Raw genomic sequence first — 24,341 nt, 5'->3', positions numbered from 1 at the left:
AGAAAATCAGTTCGATCGTGGAGGTATCGTGTTGGCGATGGCAACTGTGTTCCAGATCAACGCGAGCGACGGGGGTGTGCCGAAGCTCCCGGTCTCAGAGGCTCTCATCGACATCAACGGGATCGTTGGTGATGACCAGTCCGACAAGGAACATCACGGCGGGTTCGACCGGGCTCTCTGCCTCTTTTCGCTCGAAGTCATCGAAGCCCTGCAGGCCGAGGGTCATCCAATCTCTGCCGGTACTGCAGGTGAGAACTTGACCATCACGGGGCTCGATTGGGACCTCGTGAGCCCGCCCGTTCGGCTTCGCATCGGATCGACGGTGGCCCAGGTCACCAGCTACACCAGCCCGTGCTCGAAGATCTCCGGCTCCTTTTCAGACGGGAGGTCCGCTCGCATCGGTCAGGCAGCCCATCCCGGATGGAGCCGGGTCTACGCAAAGGTGATCATTGGCGGAACGATCCGCCGTGGCGACGAGGTAGAGCTCCTCGACTAGCGACCCGGCCGGCGGCCGAGTTCGGCGACTCAAGGCTCCCGGTGCTCGGCCCACTCAACCAGGCGTGCGGCGGCCTCCGCGATGTCGGCAGTCGACTCCGCATAGGAGAACCGGATGAAACGGTGGCCGTCGGCCGGATCGAAGTCGATCCCTGAGGTCGCGGCGACGCCGATCTCATCCAGCCAGCGGCGGCTGAGTGCTTGCGAATCGTCGGTGAGGTGGGATACATCGGCGTACACATAGAAGGCGCCATCGGCCGGGGCGATACGGTCGATACCTGCCTTGGCCAGTCCGTCTATGAGGATTCGCCGGTTCTCCGCGTACCGGGCCACGTTGGCGTCGAGCTCCTCGGAGCAGTCGAAGGCTGCTATTCCGGCCAGCTGCGACAGCGTCGGAGGCGAGATGAAGAGGTTCTGGGCGAGGCGCTCCACCGGACGGATCAGCTCTGGGGGAAGCACGAGCCAGCCCAGCCGCCAGCCCGTCATCGAGAAGTACTTCGAGAAGCTCTGCACGACGACTGCGGAATCTGCGTGGGCGACGGCCGTCTCGGCGGGTTCCTCCCCGTAGGTGATTCCGTGGTAGATCTCGTCGGCGATCATGCGGATGCCGTGCTCTTCGCAGAACCTGGAGAGACCCGATAGTTCGTCACCGGTGAGGATCGTCCCGGTCGGGTTCGATGGTGAGGCCGTCACGATTCCGTCGAGTGGGAGGAGGCCCTCGAGACGATCCGGCGTCGGGTTGAAGCGGGTGTCGGGCCCGACCGGAAGCTCGACCACCTCGACCCCGAGAGCGTGCATGATGTTCCGATAGGCCGAATAGCCGGGCGACGTCATCGCAACCCGGTCCCCCTCGTCGAAAGCTGCCAGCAGGGCCAGTACGAAGCCGCCGGATGCACCTACGGTCACTGCGATGCGTTCGATGTCGATACCGATGCCGTACCGCTCGAGGTAGTGGTCGGCTATTCGCGCACGGAGCTCGGGTACACCGTGGGCGTCGGAATACCCCAGTCGCGTCGAGCGCAGTGCCGCCTCGGCGGCTGAGAGAGCGCCCTCCGGTGCCGGGGTGGACGGCTGGCCGACTTCGAGGTGAAGGACCTCGCCTCCGGCGAGTTCACGGCGGGCGGCAGCCTTCATGACCTCCATCACGTAGAAAGGGGCAACATCTGAGCGGCGAGCAACCTTCATGTCGAAGAGGGTACCGACGGCGGCCTGGTGGGGTCGAGCCAGCGATGCCGGGTCCCGTAGTAACGGCCGAGCATCAACGCCGAGGCGATGGTGGACAGAATCCCGTAAAGGACGACCGCACGGTCGGAATAGCCGACTCCGTATACACCCCACAGGACGCCCTCGATGAGGATGAGCTGCCAGGTGCCTGAGCTGATCCCCCGGGGAGCCCGGGTGTTGAACGCGGTCCAAATAGACGGTGTCGCCTGGACGCCGAACGAGACTCCGAGGACTAGTCCAAGGCCCTGCCATCCGCCGACCAGTCCGGCGGCCGCCAATGCCAGTGCCCACAAGCTGCCGAGCGAGATGGCGCGCAGTATGGATCTGCCGGTCCGGCCGATGAGTAGGAGGGTGACGAGGTAGAAGATCGCCATGACGGAGGTGGAGGGCAGCGCCAGCCAGAGGGACTGGGAAGCGAGGTAGGTGGCCCACGCCCCGTTGGAGACGGTTCCGAAGGCCGCCCACGTCGCCGATACCCCTTCCGCGTTGCGCGTGCGCCGCAGCTTCGTGATCTGCGGAATGAGCGTTATCACCGCCAGAACGGTCGCGATGACGGCGGCGGAGTCGGCGATGAGCATCGCCGGCAGTGTAGGCAACCGCCGTAGGGCGCCCGCCTCCGGATTGGACTCCGGGTATCGTCCCCGGAATGTTTGACGCCGTGAACCTCGGCCTGTTCGTAGTCGCCTCGATCGCGCTGCTCGTGGCACCCGGGCCGGCGGTCCTCTACATAGTCGCCAGGAGCCTCGACCAAGGTCGAACGGCGGGACTGGTATCCGTGGCCGGTGTCGCGCTCGGATCTCTGTTCCATGTCGTTGCGGCCGCGCTTGGAGTCTCTGCTCTGCTCATGTCGTCGGCGACGGCGTTTCGAGTGGTGAAATACGTCGGCGCCGCCTATCTGATCTACCTCGGGATCCGCCGACTGGCGGGGGGTGGTGCGGTGACGGGCGCGGAAGCGGAACCAACCGTCCTGCGCAGGGTGTTCACCCAAGGGGTCATGGTGAACGTACTCAACCCGAAGATTGCCTTGTTCTTCTTCGCTTTCCTGCCCCAGTTCGTTTCACCGGACACCGGTTCGATCACGGCGCAAGTGTTGGCTCTCGGGTTCCTCTTTGTGCTGATGGGCCTGATCAGCGATGCGGTCTACGCAGTGCTGGCAGGAACGCTCGGCACCGCCATGCGGCGCAGGGCATGGGTCGGACGGCTTCAGCGTTACGTCGGCGGCGGCACGCTCCTCGGTCTCGGGGTTCTGGCCGCCTTTGGCGGCTCGGACGGTTCGTCCCTCAGCTCCATGATGAACTCGGCCGACCTCGCCAGCGTGCGCTTGGTCGCCGGATGATTTGGGAGCAGCGCGGGCCACACATGGAACATGTCTTCCTCTACGACCAGGTCGACCTGTGCCCCCGTCCGGCGGGCGGCTTCGGTCAGCCGAATGGAGTCATCCAGGATCATCTCTCGCCCACCGGCGAAGATGAGCATCGGGGGGATTCCGGCGAAGTCGCCGTAGATAGGAGAGGCGTACGGATGGTGAGGGTCGGCTGATCCGAGATAGTAAGTATTGGCGCCTGCTTCGCCGAGGGGCAGGTAGTCGGTTTGCGAGTTGCGCCGGATGCTCCCACCCCGGTGCTCCAGGTCGGTGTACGGGGAGAAGAGGATCGAACCGGCCGGCAGCTGCTTGCCCTCGTCGCGCAGACGGAGTAGCAGCGCAGCAGTCAAACCCCCTCCGGCCGAGTCGCCGGCCACGATTATCTCCTCTGGATCGGCGCCCTCGTCGAGCAGTCCCTCGTAGGCGGCCAACGCATCATCGACTGCGGCCGGGAAGGGGTCGGCAGGGGCAATCCGGTAGGCGGCGACGAACGTCCGCGTGTGGGTTGCCCAGGTGAGTTGAGCGGCGAATCGTCGATGGGTGGCTGGATTGCCCGAGATGTAGGCGCCGCCGTGCAGATAGAGCATCGTTGCCCGATCATGCAGATTGCCCCGACGTTCGTGCCACTCGCCATCGATTCCTCCGACGGTGCCGTCTCGAACCGAGATCACATCGCGGAGAGCCCTCGGGAGCCGTGGATTGAAGGCGGCCTCGAGGGCGCGTCGGTCGGCCCGATCGCCGTTGCGGGCACTGGCCCGGACGAAGGCGCGTGCTGCGACAACGGTCAGTTCGACGGACCATGACCAGGTCTCAACGAATGGTCCACGGATCATCCGGCGGATGGTCCGGACGACAACTGCCATGAGGACGGCAGATAGAAGCCGGAGGATCAGTTTGATTCTCTCCATATCCGGACAATACGCCTTCGTGCACCGTCGACGTTGAGATAGCAGGGGCAGCAGGCCGGCGGGTTCGGAGCGCTAGCCTCACGTGACTATGGGGCGCTTCCTGGTCCGGCGAATCATCTCCTCGATCATCACGTTGTTCTTCTTCGCGAGCCTTGTGTTTTTCGTCGCCAAAGTGATGATGCCCGGTGACTTCACCAACAACTTCATGCCGGGCCTCGGTGAGCGCCGGGCGGCCATGCAGGCCGAGCTGGGTCTCGACCGTTCGGTATTCGAGCAGTGGTGGCGATTCATGGGAAGCTTCGTTCAGGGGAGATTCGGAGAGACCACAGACGGTCGACCGATCCTCGACCTCATGGCCACGCTGCTCCCGTGGAGCCTCCTCATCTTTACGCTCTCGGTCACGCTGGCGTTTCTCTCCGGGCACTGGCTGGGCAAGGTCGTCGGCTGGTCGAAGAGCCGACGCCTCAAGGGGATCATTCGCCTCGGCGCAGTCACGACCCACACCCTCTTTCCGCCGTTCCTTGCATTCTTGCTCGCTATTGCGTGGATCAGACTCGCCGGCCTCGATGGGCGGAGCGCGATGACCACCCTCGAAAACGTCGACCAGGGAGGGTTCCGGGTGGGCAGGGCATTCATGATCCTGCCGACCAGCGGTGAGCCCCTGCTCTGGCAGATGTCGATCGCCTTCATCGTCACGGGGATTGTGATTCTGACCATTCAGAAACCGTTTCGCCGTTTGTTCCGAAAGAGGATTCCCGGTTGGTTTCTGTTCATTTCGTGGGTCGGCCTCAACTTCGCTTTCTGGCAGTATCTCGGTGAACGGGCCAAAGCTCTGGACATCCTCTTCTTGTTGTCCCTGCCGCTCATGGCAGTCGCGATCCTGACGGTCGGTGAGATCATCCTGGTTGTCGAAGCAGCGATGGATGGAGTCTCTCAGGAGGAATACATCCACACGGCCCGCGCCATCGGGATGTCGGAGAAGCAAGTGCGCGATCGGCATGCCGCACGCGTTGCCCTCCTGCCGGCGTTGAGCCGGTTCGTCGTGTCGCTGCCCTTCGTCCTGTCGGGTCTGGTGATCGTCGAGTATGCCTTTTCGGTGCCTACTCATTACGGTGCCTCGATCAACTTCCCGGGACTGAGTTCGGTGCTGTTTGCATCACTTCAGGCCAGGGATTACCCGCTCGTCGTGGGCGGGCTCCTATTCATAGGGTTGATCTCGGTCGGGGCGCGCATCGTCCTCGACGTGCTGCACGCCATGCTCGATCCGCGCACTCGCTACGGCCAGACTGATCGACCAACGGAGATGGCGATATGAGGCGGCGATCCTGGTGGCGGCTGGCTCTCGGGAGATTCCGGTCGAACAAGCTCGCGATGTTCGGGGTGTTCCTCATCATCCTCTACGCGGTGGCAGCAATCGCCCATCCCATCCTCATGGCCACGGTCTGGAACAGAGCCACATACGACCCGATATTCGGCCACGACGACATCATCATCGAGAAGACGGTCGTGGAGGAACTGACGGACGACGCCACGCAGATTCAGCTGATGCGGGCCCGCATGGTCAACCCATTCGTAGTGGTGGGGGACACGGTTTCGGAGGTGACGCTCCCCGAGCCGTTCACGATCAGGCATCCTTTGGGTGTCGACAACCTCGGCCGGGATGTGCTGTCGATGGTGCTGGCAGCCAGCACGCCCAGTTTCGTCGTGGGCCTGGCGGCGGCGGTCACCACTGCCATCGTCGGTCTGGCCGTCGCGACGATCTCCGCCTACCGGCGGGGGGCAACCGACATGCTGATGACCGAGGTATCCGACACGCTGCAACTCCTCCCGGCGCCCCTTCTGATGGTGATCCTGGGTGCGGGCCCATTGAGGGACTCACTGAATCCTTTGGCTTTCGGCGTGGTCTACGGCGTGGTGTCGGGGGCTTCCGGCGCGGCGATTGTGCTGCGCAGCCAGGCCCTCACCATCTTGAGCAGGCCGTTCATCGATGCCACCCGCGTGGCCGGCGCGGGGGCGAAGCAGATCATCCTGAAGCACCTGCTCCCGCATCTCGTGCCGGTGGCCGCCCTCTACATGCTGATCGGGGCCAGCGGGGCGATCGTCGCCGATGGATTCGTGTCGTTTCTCGGCTTCAGCGATACGCGGCTCAACTGGGGAACGATCATCTTCTTCGCTCTCTCGCTGCCCCCGGCCAATCGGGCCGGGATCCCGTGGGAGGCAATAATCGCGGCCGCGATGGCAATCAGCCTGTTCTCCGCTGCTTTCTATCTGGTCGGTCTGGGCTTCAGGGATATCGCCCGGGCGACGGACTGAAGGCCGGACGCGCTGCGGCCACCCCGAAGGGTGGCCGCGCAGCGGTATGGTGACTAGTCGGTATTCCTAGTAGCGGCCTCCACCGCCTCCGCCGCCACGACGCTCTTGCCGGGGCCGAGCCTCGTTGACTGTGAGCCGGCGGCCGTCGAGGTCGTAGCCGTCGAGCTTCTCGATAGCCTCACGACCCGCTGCGTCGTCGGCCATCTCGATGAAGCCGAAGCCGCGGGACCGGCCGGTGGCGCGATCCATGATGACCTGTGCCGAGGTGACCTCTCCGTAGGGGGTGAAGAGATTCTCGAGATCCGACGACGTGTATGAATAGGGCAAATTGCCTACGTAGATGTTCATTACCGATTTCCTTCTGAGACAACCGACACTAGCTCGACCGCGAAGGTGAGCGCCTGACCGGCAAGCGGATGATTGGCATCGACTTTCACCGTTTCGGCCGAGACGGCGATCACCGTTGCCGGCTGCCCGGTGGCCAGCTGCACCGAGTCGCCGACGGTGAGGCCGTCGGGGGCGTTGGCGAGCGGTACGTCGAATACGAGATCATCTCGCATATCTCCATACGCTTCGCCCGGTTCGAGGCGGAATGTGGACGACTCGCCAACGGAAAGAGCTTCAACGGCCTGGTCAAAACCCGGAATCACCTGACCGGCACCCACCTCGAACTCGAGGGGATCCCGGTCTCGCGACGAGTCGAACTCCGACCCATCGTCGAGTGTTCCGGTGTAGTGAACCGTGACCCGGTCGCCGGAAACCGGCATCGGGTGCTCCTTTCTCGCTTCTCGTCCCCACACTGCACGCCATCCGGCAAGACCGGTCGTGACATGCGGCACAGGTCTGGCTTCAGGCCCCAAACCCGATCGCCAAGAACGGAAAAGAGACACTGGAGTCGCAGTTTCGTGCAACTGCCGCGAGAGACTCTAGCGCGCGAACTGGGGTGGTTTCCACAGGGCGGCGTCGATCCGATCGGAAGACGATTTTCTCAGCAATACTGTTGCGCGTGGGGATCATCAGTATTGCCGAGAAGACCAGGAGTGCCGGTGACCGACCCAACTAAGGGCAGTGTTGTGAGTCTGCGGGAGATCACCGAAGAGACTCTCCGTCCGATCCTGAAACTCTCGGTGTCTTCCGAGCAGGAGTCTTTTGTCGCTCCGAACTCGGTGTCGATCGCGGAGGCCCACTTTGCCAAAGACGCCTGGTTCCGGGGCATCTATGCCGATGACACTCCGGTCGGTTTCGTGATGCTTTCACTTCAGCCCGAGAAGCCGGAGTATTACTTGTGGCGGTACATGATCGACCATCGATACCAGGGTCTCGGTTTCGGCCATCGGGCGATGGAGCAGGTCATCGACTTCGTGCGACGGCAGCCGAACGCGGAGGAGCTGGTCCTGAGCTATGTGCGTGCCGAAGGCGGCCCCAGGGATTTCTACGCCCGGCTCGGGTTCGTCGACACGGACGAAGAGCACGACGGTGAGTGGGTGATGCGCCTCACACTGTGAGAGCTCATTTTCTCGGCAATACTGTTGCGCGTGGGGATTGACAGTATTGCCGAGAAAACCTCTGGATCGCCCGGCTACTCCTCTTCGTCGGCTTCCACCCACAGATCGCGCATGATCTGAGACCGTTCGAGCAGCTCGTCCAGCGGCCCGCGGTCCACAATCATTCCGCCGTCCATCAGCAGGATCTGGTCGGCCCGACTGAGAGCCACCCGGCGGTGTGATACCACCAGGCAGGTCACCTCTCGTTCCTCGAAGAGCCGTGTCCACAGCTCGGCCTCCGTGTGGAGGTCGAGAGCTGATGACAAGTCGTCGAAAACCAGGAGTTCGGCTTCGGTGGCGAACATCCGTGCTGCGGCCGATCGCTGGAGTTGGCCTCCGGACAGTTTCACGCCCCGGGCGCCGACCACCGTCTTCAACCCGTCTTCCAGTCGTTCGAGGTCGGCATCCAGCACAGCCAGCGCCACCGCCTCCCTGAGACGCTCGCGAGTTATGTGCTGCCCCAGCGCGATGTTGTTCGCCAGTGTGTCGGAGAACAATCTCGGAACCTGCGGCGTGTAGGCCGATCGAGGCGGTATCAAGAAGGAGGCCGGGTCGGAGATCTGCTCACCGTTCCACGAAATCGAACCTTCGAATGGGACCAGTCCAAGCAGTGCCCTCAGCAAGCTCGTCTTTCCGGAGCCGATCTTGCCGGTGATCACAGTGAAGCTGTTGCGCTCGAGATCGAACGAGACTTGGGTGATGCCGTCCTCAGAGTCCGGATATCGGAAGGTCAGGTCCCGAACCGACAGACGCTGGAGCCGGTCGGAGGGCCCCGGCGGGACCGGCGGCAGATCAGGAAGGTCGCCCGAGAGCGGGACCCGGGTCCTGTCCATCAGAGCATGATCGGGGGCATCGACCGCCAGGCGTCTTATCCGCTCGAAGGCGACTCCGGTTCTGCGGTACTGCGCAATGATGTCGCCGGCGAAAGCCGTGTAACCGGTGAGCCGGGGGAGGTAGGTCAAGAACACCGCCAGGTCGCCGACCGTGAAGCTTCCATCCCTTATCGCGCCGGCGGCGACGATCAGCACGAGCGCAGTTCCGACGGTAGCCATGTTGAAGTTGATCGATCGGAGCAGTTCCGTCAGGAACGTGTCTCGCAAGGCGGCCGTTCGCCGGGTCTCGTTGAGCTTCCGGAACTCGCCGAGCAGTGCTTCTTCGGCGTGTGCCAGTTTGACCGCCTGCACGGCACCGAACGTCTCGCCGACGAACCCCGTCACGTTCTCCGTCGCGGTGCGCATAGCCCGGCGCCGGCTCCTTATCTGCGGACTGAGCGACTGGGTCAAGGCGGCGGTCAGCAGCAGCGGGATCAGGATGATCCCGGTCAACCCGGCGTCGATTTGGGCCATGACGAACACAGAGCCGACGCCGAAGACGAGCAGGCCGCCCATGTCGACGAAGTTCTCCACGTATTCCAAGAGATCCTCGACATCGTCACGGAACGTCGAAACGGCTTGCGAGGGGTCGACTTCGATTGTCCGCGATCCGGGTGCCTCCAGCAGCCAGCGCAGCAGGTTTCGCCGCAACTGCAGGGCCTGGTCGTTCCAGTAGGAAATCCAGGCGATGTCTCCGAACCAGAGCACACCGTTGCGACCGAGCGCCAGCGCGCTGAAGACGATCACGGGAGTCCACGGACTCGAACCCGCCGGACCGAGCCCCGCCAGCCGGTCGAAGACCTGGCCGATCAGCAAACCGAAAACGATCGGCAGCGAGTGGACGATCGTCCAGAGAGAGGCGCTGAGCATGAACAGGAAGGGCCTGTAGCGGATCATCTCCCAGGCGAGACGAAGAGTGCTCATCGGGCACCCTCCGGTTGCGACCGGCTCCTCCAGCTGGCTCCCCGGCCGAGCATGTCGCTTCGCTCGCCGGCGGCCAGCAGCTCTGCGTACCGGCTGGCCGGATCGGCTGCCAGGGTCACGCGCAGGTCGTGCTCGACGATGACGCCGTCGTCGACCACCATGATTTCGTCCGCCCGTTGGACAGTGTCGAGGCGGTGGGCGACGATCACCACGGTTCTGCCCCGGAAGAGCCGTTCGGTCGCCAGCGAGAGCATCGACTCGGTGGCGGGGTCGAGACGCGACGATGGTTCGTCGAGTATGACGAGGCCGGGGTTCTGGAGGAAAACGCGGGCGAAGGCCAGCAGCTGTGACTCGCCGGCCGAGAGGCCCGCTCCTCCGGCTCCCAGCACGGTGTCGAGCCCCAGGGTCTCAATCCATTCGCCGAGCCCGGCCGACCGGAGGGTCGAGAGAATTTCTTGGTCCGGCCGGGCATGGTCGAAGAATGTCAGGTTTTCTCTGACCGACGCCCGGAAGAGTTGAACATCCTGGGTGACGACACCGACCCTGCTCCTGAGTGACGCAGGGGAGACAGAGCCAAGCTCGACTCCGGACAGCGCAACGGTTCCCTCGGTCGGGTCGTAGAGGCGTGAGATGAGCCTTGTGATCGTGGTCTTCCCCCCGCCCGTCCGTCCGAGGAGGCCGAGGACCTTTCCTTCCTCGAGTTCGAAAGACACGCCCCGCAGGACGGGCCGGCGCTCGTAGGCGAAGGTGACGTCGCGGAAGGAGATCGATAGGGGACCCTCCGGCAGCACGGCCGTCCCCGACTCGTCCAGATTGGTGGTTAGATCGTGCAGCGCATCGATTCGAATGATGCCACCTGCCGCCTTCTGGAGATCTTGAAACTCCTGGGCTACTTGTTCTATCGGCGTTCGGACGAGCTGAACGTACTGGACTATCAGATAGGCCGTACCGATAGTGATCTCTCCGCGGACGACCAGCCACACGCCGACGGCCAGCGCTACCGCGTCTCCCGACCAGAAGGCGATGTTCGAGGCCACCCAGAAGACCGTTCGTTTCCTCCAGGCCGCGTTCGTTCTGTAGTAGAAGTCGCGCATCACGCCCACGAACCGAAGCATCATGAACCGACCGGCGCCGTTGGCGCGGATGTCGTCGATTCCGGCGAGCCGCTCTTCGATGAAACCGTACAACCGCGCGGAGACTGCACGCTCCTCTTCTGATGCCTCCACCGCCAGGTGACGTATCCGCAGAATCAGGGTGAGAACGGCCGCAACATATGCGGAGATGGAGAGGCCGATCCGCCAGTCGGTCACCCAGGACACGACCAGCACACCGATCAACAACAGACCGCTGCCCAGGAGGCGGACCACGAATCTGGAGAGGAAGTTCGAGACGGCCGTGACGTCGCCGTCGATCCGTTCGATCATCTCACCGGGTGTGGTGTCGTTGTGATAACCCATGTCGAGTCCGAGCAGGTGCTCGGTCAGGTCTTCTCGAAGAGCGTTCGTGGCGGTCCATCCGATGTCGGCGCCGAGGTAAGTGGCTCCGGCAGACAGAAACTGGTTGACAACTCCGGCCACCAGATAAGCGAGTCCGGCGCCCATGAGACCGGCGATTGCAGCGCCCGATAGCGCTGAGTCGATGAAACGCCGGAGAATCAGCGGTACGGCGATTTGAAGGCCGATGGAGCTCAACAATGCCGCGCTGAGCAGGCCGACCCGCCCTGCTTGGGGCCGGAGGTAGCGGACCAGGGTCCGTCGGTAGTTGGGTGCGGTCACTTCGTGTCTCCATCGACCCTTTGTCACGCGAGAGGCCCTCCGAGGGAAGGGGTCCCGGGTCGCCGGACCGGTTGGTGGGCGGGCAGCACCGAAACCTACCGGAGGAGCAGTCGGCGCGCCGCGGATTTAACCCGGCGGCAGCCAATCGGCCAGCCACTGCTCGGTGCTTTCCCACAGCAGGTCGGTCAGGTCGGCGTCGGCCGCCAGGTCGCTGATTCGCTTTTCGGTCAGATTGCCGTAGTAGCCGCCGCTGGCTCCCTCGAGGTCGGGGCTCGTGGCCGCCCAGATCGGGGTACGCGCCCCATCCTCGGTGGTCTGACCCTTCCCGGCGAACATCTTCCGCATTGGAAGGGGAAGGTCCCGCCAGATCTCGGATGCAACCAGGCCCGGGTGGACGATGTGGACGTCGACGCCGGTTCCTTCGAGTTGCTGAGCCCACCGGCGGGCGTCCAGGATGTTGGCCAGCTTCGAAGTCCGGTACTCGGGCACACCGAACAACGAAGATGTCCGTTTCCGGATCCTCTTCCAGTTCACCTGCTTGACGTTGTGATGCACCGAGGATGCAACAACGATCAACCTGGCGGGAGAACACTCGATGAGACGGGGCACCAGCCATCTGGTGAGGAGGTGGTGACCTAGGTGATTGGTCGCGAAAGCAAGTTCGAATCCTTCGGCTGTGATGCCCCTGGTCCCACCGACTCCGGCGTTGTTGATGAGCACGTGGAGGGGTTCTGCGCGGTCGAGGAACTCCAGGGACGCCCTCTTCACGGACGAGGGGGTGGCAAGGTCCACGAGCAGGAAACCGGCTGAGCCGCCGTTTCCGGATATCTCGTCGATGACTTTCCGCGTTCTCGACTCCGATCGACCCGCCAGGGTGAGGATGGCGCCGCGGCGGGCAAGGTCCAGTGCCGTGGCTTTGCCGATTCCGGCGCTGGCCCCCGTGATCAGGATGTGCTTGCCGGCTACGTTCCAGTCAGCCACACGTTCACCCTCAGTCGGCGAAGGTCGCCGGATCGAGGCGACGGCGATCGATCGTGACCTCGAAAACATCCCCGCGAAAGTAGTGGCCGGCCGCGTCGAAGTTCTGTCGTTCACCGCGGACGGCGGCGACATCGATGTTGGCAACCACGAGTCTCTCCTCACCAGCAACCGGTTCCTGGATCCAGTTCCCGTCCGGTCCGGCAACGGCCGAACCACCGTTGTAGAAATACGACCCGTCCCCGGCCAGGGCAGCTTCCCGGAGTGGAAAGTCGGAAGGTATGTCCTGGGGACGCAGCAGCGCCCCCGCCGACAGCACGAAGCACCTTCCTTCCTTCGCTATGAAGCGGGTGATGTCCTCGGTCAGCTCGACCGAGCCGGGCCAGGCGGCGATGTGAAGGTCCATCCCCTGCGCATAGAGGGCGTGGCGCGCCGTTGGGACCCAGTTCTCCCAGCAGTTGAGGCCGCCGACCCTGGCGCGACCGAGATCATGGACCTGCAGCCCGTGGCCGTCGCCCGTTCCCCACACGAGGCGTTCCTCGTAGGTCGGCGTCAGTTTGCGGTGGGCCGATACGATCCCGTTCGACGGATCGATGCCGACGAGTGTCGCGTAGATCGTTCCCCGACTGGACGAGCGTTCGGTGACTCCCAGATAGGTGAAGACACCGGTCTCGGCGACTGCGCTCGAGACGGCCTGGAGTTCGGGTCCGTCGATTCCGACCGCGGCTTTGAGGTAGAAGGCGTACGCGGACTTCTGGTCGTCGTCATCCCAGCGAGCACCGTCGGTGCGGGCAACCCAGAAGGGATATCCGGAGAGGAAGGTCTCCCCGAAGGCGACGAGGTCGACACCGTCCTCGGCCGCCCGGTGAATCCATTGGATTACTCGTTCGGCGGTGGCTTCGGGGTCACCCCAAACCGGCGCGGTCTGTGCTGCTGCAATACGCATGAGGAGACCATACCGCCTGACCGATCCGTCGGCAGGGTCGGGGTTCTGTCCGTCCTCTCGCGTCCAACGGGAGCCGGTCCCTTCGCCGATCGACGGCCGGTGCCCTCAGTTGCGAACAAGGGTCAGGAGGAGCACCGTCGGTTCGAGTGCCAGGACGGAGTGCGGGAGATGAGCCTCCATGTGGACCCACCCTCCCGGCACGATGGTGGTCACCTGATCGTCGAGGCCCACCCGGGCCCGTCCTCTGATCACCTGCAGGATTGCCGGCATCGAAGCCGTGTGCTCGGTGAGTTCCTGGTCGGTGTCGAAACCGAACAGCACGAGGCGGATGTTGTCGTCTTTGTACAGAACCCGGCTGAGGGTTCCGTCCTGCGGTATCTCCAGTTCGGCGGCGAGGTCGGCGATTACGGTGGCTGCTGGTTGGGTGTCCATCCGCTGAGCATACGGCGCCCGGGATGGCGGTAGTCCGACTTGATCCCTACCATGTTGCTCTCATGTCCGTCGCTCCCTTTCGCAACGTCGCGTTGATCGCGCACGTCGACCATGGCAAGACCACTCTGGTGGATGCCATGTTGCGCGCCGCCGGGGTGTTTGCCGACCACGAGGCTTTGGTCGATCGAGTCATGGACTCCGACGATCAGGAGCGCGAACGGGGGATAACGATCCTCGCCAAGGCCGCTTCCATCGAGTGGAAGGGGGTTCGCATCAACCTCGTCGACACTCCCGGTCACGCCGACTTCGGTGGCGAGGTCGAGCGTGCCCTGGCTCTCGTCGATGGGGTCTTGCTGCTCGTCGATGCTGCCGAGGGGCCGATGCCGCAGACCAGGTACGTGCTGTCGAAAGCCCTCGCCGCCCATCTGCCTGCAGTCGTCGTGATCAACAAGGTCGACCGCGCAGACGCGCGGATCGGTGAGGTTGCGGATGAGGTCTACCAACTCTTCTTCGACCTCGATGCGGACGATCACCACATCGAGTTCCCGATCATCTCGTCCATAGCCCGGTTCGGCAGAGCAACTGTGGGCGTGGGCATGCCAAGTGAGAACGACGACCTGTCGCCGCTTCTCGACGCCATAGTGGATTCGATTCCCGGGGCGGCCGGTGACCCGGATGCGCCGTTGCAGGCGCTCGTCACCAGCCTCGATGCGTCCGATTACCTGGGCCGTTTGGCCATCGGCCGCGTCATGCAGGGGACCTTGAGGGCCGGAGACCAGGTGGTTCTGTGTCATTCCAGCGAAGAGGAACCCCCACTCAAACGCAAGCTCTCCCACCTCATGGGTTTCGTCGGCCTGAACCGGGTTGAAGTCTCGGAACGTACCGCCGGCGACCTCTTCGTGGTCGCCGGGTTCCCGGAGGTGGAGATCGGAGACACACTGGCGGATGCAGACAATCCGCAGCCTCTGCCCCGGCTGGTCGTAGACGAGCCCGTCCTGCGGATGACCTTTGGAGTCAATACTTCGCCGATTGCGGGCAAGGACGGCACCCTCCTCACCTCGCGCCAGATCAGGGAGCGATTGGAGAAGGAGGTGCTCGGCAACGTCTCGATTCGTATCGGGCCCACTGCTTCACCGGAGATCATCGAAGTCGCCGGCCGCGGGGAACTGCAACTCGCCGTTCTGATCGAGTCGATGCGACGGGAGGGCTTCGAGCTGCAGGTGAGCCGTCCGGAGGTGATATTGCGGGAGATCGACGGCAAGCCCCATGAACCTCTGGAGCGAGCGGTCATCGATGTGCCCGATGAGCACGTCGGTACTGTTACCCAGGCGGCCGCACCCCGGAAGGGGACGGTGACGGACATGCGCCCCGGGGATCGTGGAAGGACCATTATCACGTTGACCGCGCCGTCGCGCGGTCTCCTCGGCTTTCGGTCTTTGCTCATGACGGCGACCCGCGGAACCGCTCTGGTGCACCAGCACCACGACGGGTGGATGCCGTGGGCCGGGGAACTGCCTCAGCGGTCGGGCGGCGCGATTGTTTCGGACAGGCGCGGCACATCGACGGGATTCGCTCTCGACAACCTCCAGAAACGTGGGGACCTCTTCATAGGTCCCGGCGAGGACGTCTACGAGGGCATGATCATCGGCGAGAACTCGAGACCGGCAGAAATGCCCGCCAACCCGGCGAAGGCCAAGCAGCTGACCAATGTGCGCGCCTCGGGCGCCGACGATGCGATCAAGCTGAAGCCGCCGAGACGGCACACCCTCGAGACGGCCATCGAGTGGATATCCGAGGATGAACTCGTCGAGGTCACACCCAAAGAGATCCGGGTGCGAAAACGCCACCTCACCGAGAGCGACCGCAAACTCGCCGCCAAGCGCCGCTGACTCTCCCCTCCAAACACCCTTTTCGCGCGACATTCGGAACCCAGAGAGGCAGAATGTCGCGCGAAAACGGGGTTTCAGGGTATGAAGAGGGCTTTCACGAGACCCGGCTCTCTGGCGGCGAAACGTCTGTAGAACTCCGGACCCTCGGCCAACGGCACAGTGGGGTGGGTCACGATGGATTCATCCGGGATTCTGAGTTTCCCCTCTTGGATTAGGGGTAGGAGGCGGGTGAGGACGGACCGCGCCGGGGCTCTTCCGAAACGGACCGTCACGTTTCGGTCGTATGCCTCGATCGGGGTGAACGGGAAGTGGTCGTCCGTCTGCACGGCGATCACCGACAGGGTTCCCCCCGGCCGCACCGACCTGAAGGCGAACGCCTGAGCAGACGATGTGCCGGCTGCCTCGACAACCGAGTTCAGGCTGGCCGGCAAGTCAGGGTCGTCCGGGCTCACCGGGGTCGCACCCAGAGCGGCTGCTCGGTTGAGCCTGTCCTCGACGGGGTCGACCGCCAAGACCGGGTCGACTCCCATCGCCCGGAGTGAGACGACGGCGGAGAGCCCCACCGAGCCCAGCCCCACGACCAGCGCGGCTTCGCCCGCCGTTGGGTCGGACCGCTCGGCGGCGAACCAACCGGTCGGCAGGTTGTCCGTGAGAAGCGTCGCCTGGGGGTCGGTCGTCCCTCCGGGGATCCGCACGAGGGTGCCGTCGGCCAGCGGAACGCGCAGCATCGACGCCTGCCCGCCCTGGAGGGCAGGAGCAGCCGCCTCGACCGGATCGCCCCAGCCGAACAACTGTCCTTTCTCACAGCGGGCGGCAAGGCCGCCCTTGCACGGCGAGCATTCGCCGCAACTGGTCGTGAAAGGGACCAGGACCCGGTCACCCGGCGCGAATCGCGCTACCAGGTCCCCGACCGAGACGATCTCACCGACCGCCTCGTGGCCCGGTACGACGCCGGGGCGCGCCGCCTCCCGGCCCTCGTAGGCGTGGAGGTCCGATCCGCACAACCCGGCCCTTGTAACGGCTATGACCGCGTCGGTTGGGAGTTCGATGCTTGGGTCCGGGATGTCGTCCCGGTATTCGATCGTCCTTGTTCTCCGGAAAAGCAGACCGCGCATGGGCCGGAGGGTACCTGCGTTTCGCTGGCTGCCGAGTTCCGAACGAACCCGGCCGACCTGCGAGAATCGGCGGCGATGTTCGGCCCGATCCGCTCCCTCTACTCAATCCGCTCCGATGCGCCCCGGGCCGTGCTTGCAGGGTTGGCAGCCGTGACGCTCATGTTCGGCTCGACACCGTTCTTGATTCCGGAGATTGCCGACCGGTTCGACGTTTCCGACGGGATCGCCGGTGGAATCTCGGTTGTCCAGGTCGGCGCTTTCGCCCTGGTGAACGTTCTCGCGCCGAGGCTCGCCGCCCCTTCGGGGAAGGTCCTCCGGTGGAGTACCTGGGCGTTCCTCGGCCTCAACCTTGCGAGTGTTCTCGCCGGAGCGTTCTGGCTGTTGATCTCTCTGCGATTCCTCGCCGGAGCGGCTGCCGGTGTGATCACCTGGATTGCCTGGGCCGATGCAATGCGACGGCCGCGCGCTCTGACGGCGGTCTCGGCGTTGGGACCCGTGGTTGCGATGGTCGGTGCTCCGCTCGTCTCATCGATTGCGTCCTGGGGCGATCAGGCGGTGTATGGGATGCTGACGCTGGTATCGATTCCAGGGGCGTTGGCCCGGCTCGAGACCGGCGGCGACGTGAAGCGAAGGCAGGCTGTGAGCCGATCGCGTTCGAATCGGGTGCTGCTGGCCTCGATGTTTCTCTTGACGTTCTTCGGTTCGAGTCTGTTCGTCTATGCGTCCGTCGCGGCAAGGGCGACCCTGGGAATGAGCGCAGTGGCCACATCCTGGGCTTTTTCGCTCAATGCGGCTTCCGGTCTGGCCGGAGCCCGTCTGGCGGCCAGGCACCGCCGTCCGGGGTGGTGGTTGGCGAGCGCCGGGCCGGCGGTGGCTTTGACGATTGCCGGTGGTCACGCCGTGTGGTTCTTCGTCGGAATGGCATGGTGGGGTTTCGCCTTCTGGATGGGCCTGCCCGGCGTTCTCCAGATGCTGGCCGCCAGGTCCCTCGCCGCCGATGAGAGGGCGGGTGACGCACAGGGTCTGATGGCTCTCGGCCGCTCGCTGGGCCCCCTGCTGGGGGGAGCGTTCACCGATGCCGATGCGTTCAGGTCGCTGGCGGTCCTCGCCGGGGCCGGTGTGACTGTGTCCGGACTGACGGTAATTGCGATTCAGGAAGGCCGGGACCGCCTGCCACCCTCCGACCCCAGGATCACGCCGGGCTAGAACCGGTGCGGGAAGGACCGCTACAGCAGACGCTGTTTGCGTCGGCGCCTCCCGCTCCGCCTGGGAGTCACGGGGGCCGGGGGTTCTTCCCGGCGGGGCGGCTTCAACGCCGTCAGGTCGTCGAGGCGGTCGTCGTTGGAGAACATCTTGACTATGGGTTGGACGAGGCCCGCTTCTTCTTGAATTCGTTTCACCATGGCGATCTGGTCCCATTCGACCATTGTGACCACGAGACCTTCCTCGCCCGCCCGGGCGGTCCGCCCCGACCGGTGGACGTACGTGCGTGAGTCCTCCGGCGGGTCGTAGTGGAGGACGATGTCGACTCCCTCGATGTGAAGTCCGCGGGCGGCCACGTTCGTGGCGACGAGAACCGGGCTCTTGCCGCTGGCGAACTCGGCCAGCGTCCGTTCACGCTTCGGTTGCGGTAGGTCTCCATGAATGGGACGGGCATGGGTGTCCAGGGCGCGCAGATCTCTCGCAACCTGATCGCAGGCACGCTTCGTTCGCACGAACACCAGCATGCGATCGGCGTTCTGAGCGATCCTGGCCGCCACCTTCGCCTTGTCCATGTGATGCACCTCGAGGAAGCGGTGTTCCGACGTTTCGACTGTGACCGAGTCTGAGGTCACTTCGTGGAATACGGGGTCATCGGTGTAGCTGGAAATCAGATTGCCCACCGGGCCGTCGAGGGTTGCTGAGAAGAGGAAAGTCTGGTGTTTGCCCTTGATCTGTCGCATCGCGTATCGAACCTGGGGGAGGAAACCCATGTCGGCCATCTGGTCGGCCTCGTCGATCACGACCATCTCCACCTGCTCGATCGAGAGCGCTCTGCGATCTGCGAGATCGAGGAGCCGGCCGGGAGTGGCGACGACAACCTCCACGCCCTCGGCGAGAGTGTCGATCTGGTGTTTCATCGAGACTCCGCCGTAGACGGAGAGGAGTGTGAACCCGCGGGCGCGGCACAGCGGCTCGAGTGCTTCGCTCACCTGTACACAGAGCTCCCGCGTCGGCACCAAGACAAGCGCGATCGGTCGGCGAGGGGGTGCTTTGTGCAGGCGTTCGACGATGGGCAGCCCGAAGGCGAGGGTCTTCCCGGAGCCCGTTTTCGCCCGGCCGCAGATGTCGCGGCCGTCCAACGCATCGGGAATCGACAGGGCTTGAATGGGGAAAGGCGAAGTGATGCCCTGGTCGTCGAGTACTTCGATCAGGTCCCGGGGCACGCCGAGCTGAGCGAAGGTGGTGGTGGTGGTTAGGTGTTCTTGTTCGCGGTTCAAAGGGTCTGGGCTCCTAGAGGGGGGCTCGATCCGTCACGGAGAGCCTCCGGCGCGTCGGGCCGGCTACGCCACCTTAGTGCCCTCAGCGTCGAACGCACCTAACGGTTGGTTTTCGACATCGACCACAATGGGGAAACACAAGGTGGGATCTGGTCTGGATCAGTACGAGTTATTCGACGACGACTTCATAGCGGAGCGCAGGCGGCGGACCCGCCGCCTGCAGGTGGTGGCGGCCATCGTGGCACTCGCCCTGCTGGCTCTCACCGTCTTGAGCACGGTTTTCGACGTCATCCACCTGCCGTCGCCTCCGCCAACCACGGAACCGGTCTTCGTGGCGCTCGTCGGACTGCGCTGAGCCACGACGACCTATCCTCCGGGCGTGCTCCCCGATACCAACCTTCCCGTCGAAGCGTCGATGCCGCCCCTTCGCTCTGCTCTGGCCGCCCATGGGCAGGCGGTGCTCGTCGCCCCGCCGGGTTCGGGCAAGACGACCGTCGTGCCGCTTCGCCTCCTCGACGAACAGTGGCTGGCGGGTCGGAAGATTCTCGTTCTCGAACCGCGACGACTGGCCACCCGCGCCGCAGCCGGGCGGATGGCCTTTCTGCTCGGAGAGGAAGCCGGTGAGACGGTCGGTTATGTGACCCGGACCGACCGGCGGATCGGGCCGGGGACGCTCATCGAGGTCGTAACCGAGGGAGTCCTGACGAGAAGGCTGCAGCGCGATCCTGAGCTTTCCGGTGTGGGGATGGTCGTGTTCGATGAGTTCCACGAGAGGAACCTCCAAACAGACCTGGGCCTGGCTCTGACCCTGGATGCCCGGCGAGTGTTCCGGCCCGACCTTCGCTTGCTGGTCATGTCCGCCACGATCGACTCCGATCGAATCGCCGGCTTGCTCGGCCGGGACGAAGCGGCCCCCGTGATCCGCAGCGAGGCGCGTTCCCATCCGGTCGACATCCGCTGGGAGCCGCGGCCGCGTCGGACCTGGCTCGAGCCGCACGTCGCCGCCGTGGTCGGTCAGGCTCTGCGCTCCGAGGCGGGGGACATCCTGGTATTCCTGCCGGGAATGGGCGAGATAAACCGTGTGGCGCGGCTTCTGGCTGAAGGCGGATCAGATGTCGAGGTCCACCGGCTGCACGGCTCGCTTTCGGTCGAGGAGCAGGACGCCGCGCTCATGCCCTCGCTGCGGAGGAAGGTCGTTCTGTCGACAGACATCGCCGAGACGAGCCTGACCGTCGAAGGGGTGACGATCGTGATCGACGGTGGGTCGGCGCGGGCGCCCCGGTTCGACTCGAGAACCGGTATGACCCGGTTGAAGACGATTCCAATCTCCAAAGCATCCGCCGATCAGCGGGCCGGCCGGGCCGGCCGGACGCAGCCCGGTGTCGCCTATCGCCTGTGGTCCAAAGTCGAGCACGGGCCGCGTAAGGCCCACATCGAGCCCGAGATCACGCAGGTAGATCTCGCCGGGCTCGCCCTCGAACTCGCCGCCTGGGGTACTGCCGATCCGGCGGAACTCGAGTTCCTCGATCGGCCCCCGGTACGAGCGTTCACGGAAGGCAGGCGGTTGCTCGAGTTGCTCGGTGCCGTCGACGCCGCCGGGAGATTGACCAACTCGGGCCGCCTGATGGCCAACCTGCCGCTGCACCCGCGCCTCGCCCGAATGGTGGTGGACTCCGGTGAGGACCAGTCCCTGGCCTGTTACCTGGCGGCTGCAGTGGACGATCGAGACATCTTGCGCGGGTCGCCCGAGGAGATACCGGCCGACATCGCGGTTCGTATCGAGCTGGCCGTCGGCTCCACGGTGTCTCATCCCAACCTCGATCGACGGGCCTTGGAACGGCTGCGACGCAACGCAGACGATCTGGCGCGGAGAGCGGGCATCCACATGTCCGAAGCCGATCCGGATCATTGCGGCCGTGTTCTCGCCCTGGCCTTTCCCGATCGACTGGCCGTTCAACGTGGTTCGCCCGGCCGGTTTCAACTTCGCACGGGGACATCGGCGTGGATCGCTCCTTCCGACTCCCTGGCAAGCGAACGTTTCGTCGTGGCTGCCGATCTGGACGGCAAGCGCAAGGACGCCCGCATTCGTCTGGCCGCTCCGGTCGACGGCGACGATCTCGTGGACGTCTACTCGCATGAGGTCGAGGAGCGTCGTGAGTTCATGTGGACTGAGGATCGTTTGATGCAGCGACGAACGGTGCGGCTGGGTGGGATGGTGCTCGAGGAATCCGAACAGCGGGCCATGCCGGGACCGGACGCGACGGCAGCCGTCCTGGCACGCCTGAGAGATCGCAACCTCGAGGATCTGCCCTGGACGGATGCTGCACAGGGGCTGAGAGACCGGGTGGCGTTTCTCCGCGGATCTGAAGGGGATCACTGGCCCGACTGGTCGACGGCCGCGCTGGCCGAGACCCTCGAGGAGTGGCTGCTGCCGTACATAGGCCTCCCAACCGGATTCGATCGCTTCTACCGTCTCGATCTGGCTTCGATACTGCGAGGCACGTTGGGATACCCGCTCGCCGGCGAGATCGATCAGCTGGCCCCGAAAGAGATCGCACTACCGAGCGGCCGCAAGGCTCGTGTCGACTACGCAGACGGAGCTCCGCGAGTGGCGGTGAGGGTTCAGGAGATGTTCGGTTCGAGTGCCACGCCGATGGTCGGGCGCCGGCCCGTCATTCTGGAGTTGCTCTCCCCGGCAGGCAGGCCGCTGCAGATCACTACCGACCTGGGCGGGTTCTGGGCGGGGTCGTGGTCGGAAGTCAGGAAGGAGATGGCCGGGCGGTATCCCAAGCACGACTGGCCGCAAGACCCGGCGAATGCCACACCAAAGAGATGATCCGACCGCGACGAGCAACGGGCGACTAGGTGATCACCATCATCAATGCGCTCAGGACCAGGAGGATCACGCCGGCCGCCAGTGCGGTGGTCGGAGTCAATGCCGAGGGGAGTCGAGCGGCGACGATTGAGTCGGTTCCCACCACAACGGCCAGCAAGAGGGTCGTCATCCCGGTCAGCATCAGGACCGCGGTGAGTATTCCGGGGGCGAACAGCCCCAGGACTACGGCAAGAACGACCAGCAATGCTCCGATCTTCCACGAGAGTGGGAGAGCAGCAAACAAAGAAGTCTGCTTGGGTGCACGCGGCTTCTTCTTCGGCGGCTTCTCTGCTCTGGTCTTTGGGGCCTGCCGTTCCTCCACAGCAGGTGGCGGGGGAGGGGTGGGTGCCGGATCCGGCTCGATTAGATAGGACGGCACCGGCTTCGGTTCCGCGGCGGGCGGAGCCGGCTCCGGCTCGGCCGTCGGAGGTCCGGGAGCCTTGGGTTTCCGAGACTTCTTTGCCCGTGGTTCCTTGGCCGGCCTTCCGGTCTTCTGCCTGCGCGAACGCCGCTCCTTCTGTGCAGGTGCGGCAGCCGGGACGTCGTCGTTGATTTGAACAAGGCGCACGAAGCCGTCGGGGTCGTCGACGGAGATGATCAGCTGCTCTCCCTCGACGTTGAGGACGAACGCTCCGCTCTTCCTGTGAATGTCCAGTCCGGTCAGGCTCCAGCTCCCGATCTCGTCCGCCGGGCCTGCCAGGATGGTCAGGCGGCCGCCGTCCACGCGGATTCCGGCCGGCATCTTCGTGGAGGAATCTCCGGCTATCTGTAGCGATCCGTCAAATGTTGGCATTGTTCAACTCTCGACCCTGAGACGCTCTACCGAGAGGAAACCCCGTCGCCCCCCAGGACAGCATAGGCGGTGCAGTCGCCTGCCGGTTGGCATCGATCCTCCCGTAGCGGTGACCGACAGATACGATTGAACGTATGCAAGGAGTTTTGCGTGAAGTCTCTGTATCCAGCGGTTCGAGACAGCAGCTGGTAGTCGGCGATCGCCTGCTCGAGGTCAATCTGTCCGGGAGGGCCGGCAGCCGGCTGATCAGGCGCAGGGTGCCGCTGCTGGTCGAACTCGAGATTCTGTTCGGCTGCCTCGTGCGCAAACGGGTCAATTTCCGTGACCTGACGGACGAGGACGACGCTCTCGTCGTCAATGAGAAACTGTCGATCATCGTGCGTCCCGTTCTCTTCGAACTCTGTGCACCGCAGGAAGGCGACGGTTCGCCATGCGTGGTCGACATGCCCGTGGTCGACACTTCACGGTTGATTCCTCATCACCTTGAAATCGACTATGAAGACGGTGAATGGGTGGGCTCCTTCAGCTTCGTTTGAACCCGGCTAGGCGAACGGATCGCCGTCGATCGGTCCGCCTGCCGGTTCGCCGATCGGCTCCGCGGACCTTTCGTCGTCGTTGACGATCACGGACCCACCGGGTCGTTGTTTTCTCAGGACGAATACGGCCAATATCCCCAGCACGATCGCGCCGCCCGCTGCGATGGGAACGAGAGGCAAACCCCCGCCGGGAGCGGACTCCGCGGTGATCGCCCGCCCGGAGTCGGCTAGTCGAACCTTCCACACGAGCGTGCCGTCGGACTCTTGAACGTCGGCATTGTGGCTCACGACCTCACCGGGGAACTTCACCGTTATGTTTGCATCGAAGAAAGTCTCGGACAGTTCGCCAATGGATCCCCCGAGGTCGAAACCCTCCATTCCCTGAAGGCCTTCCTCGAGCGACTGTCCGCTCATCCTCGCGTCGAGGCGGAATCCGCCCTCGCCCGTTTCCTCCAGTAGAAAGCTGTCGAAGAGGCCGTCCTCGCCGCTGAACACCAGTGCGGCGATCGACCGCAGTTCGGCCAGGTCTGCAAAGCTCGTGCTTGTCTCGAGGCCGGTGAACTCACCTTCCGACCAATCGGATGAGGTCCAACCGGCCGGCAGATCCGACGCCATTTGGGCGAAGGGGTCGTCGTCGGGGGAGAAGGAACCGATCATCTCCGTCAGCTCATCGTCGAATCCGAAGACGACGGTGGCCGTTCCTGATCCGTCGCTGTTGAGCTCGAATCCTTGATCGACCTTGACTTTGCAGCCGGTCATCAGAAGGGCCAGCACAACGATGGGTACGAGTCGACGCATCACAATCCTTCGTCGGTTCCTTTAGATTTCGGCCGGCGGTCGCCCCACCTTGAGAGTTGTTGGGTGGGATTGGCCGAGCGT

Annotated in this window: 23 protein-coding genes and 1 pseudogene; 10 read left to right on the top strand and 14 right to left on the bottom strand. The window is 64.3% G+C overall.

Translation table 11 applies throughout. The annotated features are described in order from the left end of the window. Window positions 1-37: 37 nt before the first annotated feature. On the top strand, window positions 38-496 hold the full coding sequence (locus tag VLT15_06595; GenBank protein HSR44881.1) for an MOSC domain-containing protein: 459 nt from the start codon (window positions 38-40) through the stop codon (window positions 494-496). A 29-nt stretch (window positions 497-525) separates the two neighbouring features. On the opposite strand, the gene VLT15_06590 is transcribed toward VLT15_06595, so the two are convergent. Both VLT15_06590 and VLT15_06585 read right to left on the bottom strand, forming a co-directional pair. Further along, a complete protein-coding gene (locus VLT15_06590) occupies window positions 526-1,680 on the bottom strand; it encodes an aminotransferase class I/II-fold pyridoxal phosphate-dependent enzyme (protein ID HSR44880.1) in 1,155 nt (384 codons plus the stop codon). Continuing rightward, window positions 1,677-2,297, bottom strand: a complete 621-nt coding sequence (locus VLT15_06585; GenBank protein ID HSR44879.1) for a PQ-loop domain-containing transporter — start codon at window positions 2,295-2,297, stop codon at window positions 1,677-1,679. Before VLT15_06585 ends, VLT15_06590 begins: the two co-directional genes overlap by 4 nt. Window positions 2,298-2,365: 68 nt before the next feature. On the opposite strand from VLT15_06585, the gene VLT15_06580 reads away from it, so the two are divergent. Continuing rightward, entirely contained in the window at window positions 2,366-3,055 is a 690-nt protein-coding gene (locus VLT15_06580; GenBank protein HSR44878.1) for a LysE family translocator, read from the top strand. A 29-nt stretch (window positions 3,056-3,084) separates the two neighbouring features. Here VLT15_06580 and VLT15_06575 read toward each other — a convergent pair. Beyond that, window positions 3,085-3,669: pseudogene (locus VLT15_06575) on the bottom strand (alpha/beta hydrolase). A gap of 409 nt (window positions 3,670-4,078) precedes the next feature. Here VLT15_06575 and VLT15_06570 point away from each other — a divergent pair. Together VLT15_06570 and VLT15_06565 are read left to right on the top strand one after the other, a co-directional pair. Then, complete coding sequence (locus VLT15_06570) at window positions 4,079-5,305, top strand: ABC transporter permease (GenBank protein HSR44877.1); 1,227 nt, start codon at window positions 4,079-4,081, stop codon at window positions 5,303-5,305. Beyond that, window positions 5,302-6,303, top strand: a complete 1,002-nt coding sequence (locus VLT15_06565; protein HSR44876.1) for an ABC transporter permease subunit — start codon at window positions 5,302-5,304, stop codon at window positions 6,301-6,303. Before VLT15_06570 ends, VLT15_06565 begins: the two co-directional genes overlap by 4 nt. Before the next feature lie 66 nt (window positions 6,304-6,369). Here VLT15_06565 and VLT15_06560 read toward each other — a convergent pair whose 3' ends face one another. Together VLT15_06560 and VLT15_06555 are read right to left on the bottom strand one after the other, a co-directional pair. Beyond that, window positions 6,370-6,651: an RNA-binding protein gene (locus VLT15_06560; GenBank protein HSR44875.1), complete on the bottom strand. Its 282-nt coding sequence runs from the start codon at window positions 6,649-6,651 to the stop codon at window positions 6,370-6,372. After that, the gene (locus VLT15_06555) at window positions 6,651-7,070 is read right to left on the bottom strand and encodes an FKBP-type peptidyl-prolyl cis-trans isomerase (protein ID HSR44874.1); all 420 of its coding nucleotides are present in this window, start codon (window positions 7,068-7,070) and stop codon (window positions 6,651-6,653) included. The genes VLT15_06560 and VLT15_06555 overlap by 1 nt, the downstream gene beginning before the upstream one ends. 279 nt (window positions 7,071-7,349) lie before the next feature. Between VLT15_06555 and VLT15_06550 the strand changes: the two genes are divergently transcribed. Continuing rightward, window positions 7,350-7,808, top strand: a complete 459-nt coding sequence (locus VLT15_06550) for a GNAT family N-acetyltransferase (GenBank protein ID HSR44873.1) — start codon at window positions 7,350-7,352, stop codon at window positions 7,806-7,808. Window positions 7,809-7,882: 74 nt separating this feature from the next. Here VLT15_06550 and VLT15_06545 read toward each other — a convergent pair whose 3' ends face one another. The 5 genes from VLT15_06545 to VLT15_06525 form a co-directional block, all read right to left on the bottom strand. After that, window positions 7,883-9,643, bottom strand: coding sequence for an ABC transporter ATP-binding protein (locus VLT15_06545; GenBank protein ID HSR44872.1), 1,761 nt, complete (start codon window positions 9,641-9,643; stop codon window positions 7,883-7,885). Then, window positions 9,640-11,418: an ABC transporter ATP-binding protein gene (locus VLT15_06540; GenBank protein HSR44871.1), complete on the bottom strand. Its 1,779-nt coding sequence runs from the start codon at window positions 11,416-11,418 to the stop codon at window positions 9,640-9,642. Before VLT15_06540 ends, VLT15_06545 begins: the two co-directional genes overlap by 4 nt. A gap of 126 nt (window positions 11,419-11,544) precedes the next feature. Beyond that, window positions 11,545-12,399, bottom strand: a complete 855-nt coding sequence (locus VLT15_06535; protein ID HSR44870.1) for an SDR family NAD(P)-dependent oxidoreductase — start codon at window positions 12,397-12,399, stop codon at window positions 11,545-11,547. Between the two features lie 10 nt (window positions 12,400-12,409). After that, window positions 12,410-13,342 (bottom strand): carbon-nitrogen hydrolase family protein, encoded by a 933-nt coding sequence (locus VLT15_06530; protein HSR44869.1) that lies wholly within the window; start codon window positions 13,340-13,342, stop codon window positions 12,410-12,412. Window positions 13,343-13,447: 105 nt separating this feature from the next. Beyond that, window positions 13,448-13,774 (bottom strand): cupin domain-containing protein, encoded by a 327-nt coding sequence (locus VLT15_06525; protein HSR44868.1) that lies wholly within the window; start codon window positions 13,772-13,774, stop codon window positions 13,448-13,450. 62 nt (window positions 13,775-13,836) lie between these two features. Here VLT15_06525 and typA point away from each other — a divergent pair, with 62 nt between their 5' ends. After that, window positions 13,837-15,663: a translational GTPase TypA gene (gene typA, locus VLT15_06520; GenBank protein HSR44867.1), complete on the top strand. Its 1,827-nt coding sequence runs from the start codon at window positions 13,837-13,839 to the stop codon at window positions 15,661-15,663. A gap of 74 nt (window positions 15,664-15,737) precedes the next feature. Here the strand turns inward: typA and VLT15_06515 are convergent, their stop codons facing one another. Next, entirely contained in the window at window positions 15,738-16,778 is a 1,041-nt protein-coding gene (locus tag VLT15_06515) for an alcohol dehydrogenase catalytic domain-containing protein (GenBank protein HSR44866.1), read from the bottom strand. Between the two features lie 75 nt (window positions 16,779-16,853). Here VLT15_06515 and VLT15_06510 point away from each other — a divergent pair, with 75 nt between their 5' ends. After that, window positions 16,854-17,984, top strand: coding sequence for an MFS transporter (locus VLT15_06510; GenBank protein HSR44865.1), 1,131 nt, complete (start codon window positions 16,854-16,856; stop codon window positions 17,982-17,984). 20 nt (window positions 17,985-18,004) lie between these two features. Here the strand turns inward: VLT15_06510 and VLT15_06505 are convergent, their stop codons facing one another. Then, complete coding sequence (locus tag VLT15_06505; protein ID HSR44864.1) at window positions 18,005-19,258, bottom strand: DEAD/DEAH box helicase; 1,254 nt, start codon at window positions 19,256-19,258, stop codon at window positions 18,005-18,007. Window positions 19,259-19,400: 142 nt separating this feature from the next. Between VLT15_06505 and VLT15_06500 the strand changes: the two genes are divergently transcribed. Next, window positions 19,401-19,613: a hypothetical protein gene (locus VLT15_06500; GenBank protein HSR44863.1), complete on the top strand. Its 213-nt coding sequence runs from the start codon at window positions 19,401-19,403 to the stop codon at window positions 19,611-19,613. A 24-nt stretch (window positions 19,614-19,637) separates the two neighbouring features. After that, entirely contained in the window at window positions 19,638-22,094 is a 2,457-nt protein-coding gene (gene hrpB / locus VLT15_06495; protein ID HSR44862.1) for an ATP-dependent helicase HrpB, read from the top strand. A 25-nt stretch (window positions 22,095-22,119) separates the two neighbouring features. Here hrpB and VLT15_06490 read toward each other — a convergent pair whose 3' ends face one another. Then, on the bottom strand, window positions 22,120-22,926 hold the full coding sequence (locus tag VLT15_06490; GenBank protein ID HSR44861.1) for a hypothetical protein: 807 nt from the start codon (window positions 22,924-22,926) through the stop codon (window positions 22,120-22,122). 134 nt (window positions 22,927-23,060) lie between these two features. Between VLT15_06490 and VLT15_06485 the strand changes: the two genes are divergently transcribed. Continuing rightward, window positions 23,061-23,462 carry a hypothetical protein gene (locus tag VLT15_06485; protein HSR44860.1) on the top strand — a complete coding sequence of 134 codons (402 nt, stop codon included), beginning with the start codon at window positions 23,061-23,063 and terminating at the stop codon, window positions 23,460-23,462. Between the two features lie 6 nt (window positions 23,463-23,468). On the opposite strand, the gene VLT15_06480 is transcribed toward VLT15_06485, so the two are convergent. Continuing rightward, window positions 23,469-24,260: a hypothetical protein gene (locus VLT15_06480; protein ID HSR44859.1), complete on the bottom strand. Its 792-nt coding sequence runs from the start codon at window positions 24,258-24,260 to the stop codon at window positions 23,469-23,471. Between the last annotated feature and the right edge of the window lie 81 nt (window positions 24,261-24,341).

The sequence above is a fragment of the Acidimicrobiia bacterium genome (genome assembly GCA_035471805.1).
GTDB lineage: Bacteria > Actinomycetota > Acidimicrobiia > Spongiisociales > JAHEDJ01 > JAHEDJ01.
Note: the sequence above shows the minus strand (reverse complement) of the source record. Positions and strands in the feature narration are given on the sequence as shown.

What these genes read in the sequence shown, in the direction of transcription:
- VLT15_06530 (HSR44869.1), bottom strand. Translation starts at nt 13,342, where the DNA reads ATGCGTATTGCAGCAGCACAGACCGCGCCGGTTTGGGGTGACCCCGAA.
- VLT15_06490 (HSR44861.1), bottom strand. Translation starts at nt 22,926, where the DNA reads ATGCCAACATTTGACGGATCGCTACAGATAGCCGGAGATTCCTCCACG.
- VLT15_06485 (HSR44860.1), top strand. Translation starts at nt 23,061, where the DNA reads ATGCAAGGAGTTTTGCGTGAAGTCTCTGTATCCAGCGGTTCGAGACAG.
- VLT15_06560 (HSR44875.1), bottom strand. Translation starts at nt 6,651, where the DNA reads ATGAACATCTACGTAGGCAATTTGCCCTATTCATACACGTCGTCGGAT.
- VLT15_06570 (HSR44877.1), top strand. Translation starts at nt 4,079, where the DNA reads ATGGGGCGCTTCCTGGTCCGGCGAATCATCTCCTCGATCATCACGTTG.
- typA (HSR44867.1), top strand. Translation starts at nt 13,837, where the DNA reads ATGTCCGTCGCTCCCTTTCGCAACGTCGCGTTGATCGCGCACGTCGAC.
- VLT15_06525 (HSR44868.1), bottom strand. Translation starts at nt 13,774, where the DNA reads ATGGACACCCAACCAGCAGCCACCGTAATCGCCGACCTCGCCGCCGAA.
- VLT15_06515 (HSR44866.1), bottom strand. Translation starts at nt 16,778, where the DNA reads ATGCGCGGTCTGCTTTTCCGGAGAACAAGGACGATCGAATACCGGGAC.
- VLT15_06590 (HSR44880.1), bottom strand. Translation starts at nt 1,680, where the DNA reads ATGAAGGTTGCTCGCCGCTCAGATGTTGCCCCTTTCTACGTGATGGAG.
- VLT15_06585 (HSR44879.1), bottom strand. Translation starts at nt 2,297, where the DNA reads ATGCTCATCGCCGACTCCGCCGCCGTCATCGCGACCGTTCTGGCGGTG.
- VLT15_06580 (HSR44878.1), top strand. Translation starts at nt 2,366, where the DNA reads ATGTTTGACGCCGTGAACCTCGGCCTGTTCGTAGTCGCCTCGATCGCG.
- VLT15_06555 (HSR44874.1), bottom strand. Translation starts at nt 7,070, where the DNA reads ATGCCGGTTTCCGGCGACCGGGTCACGGTTCACTACACCGGAACACTC.
- VLT15_06510 (HSR44865.1), top strand. Translation starts at nt 16,854, where the DNA reads ATGTTCGGCCCGATCCGCTCCCTCTACTCAATCCGCTCCGATGCGCCC.
- VLT15_06480 (HSR44859.1), bottom strand. Translation starts at nt 24,260, where the DNA reads ATGCGTCGACTCGTACCCATCGTTGTGCTGGCCCTTCTGATGACCGGC.
- VLT15_06595 (HSR44881.1), top strand. Translation starts at nt 38, where the DNA reads ATGGCAACTGTGTTCCAGATCAACGCGAGCGACGGGGGTGTGCCGAAG.
- VLT15_06565 (HSR44876.1), top strand. Translation starts at nt 5,302, where the DNA reads ATGAGGCGGCGATCCTGGTGGCGGCTGGCTCTCGGGAGATTCCGGTCG.
- VLT15_06545 (HSR44872.1), bottom strand. Translation starts at nt 9,643, where the DNA reads ATGAGCACTCTTCGTCTCGCCTGGGAGATGATCCGCTACAGGCCCTTC.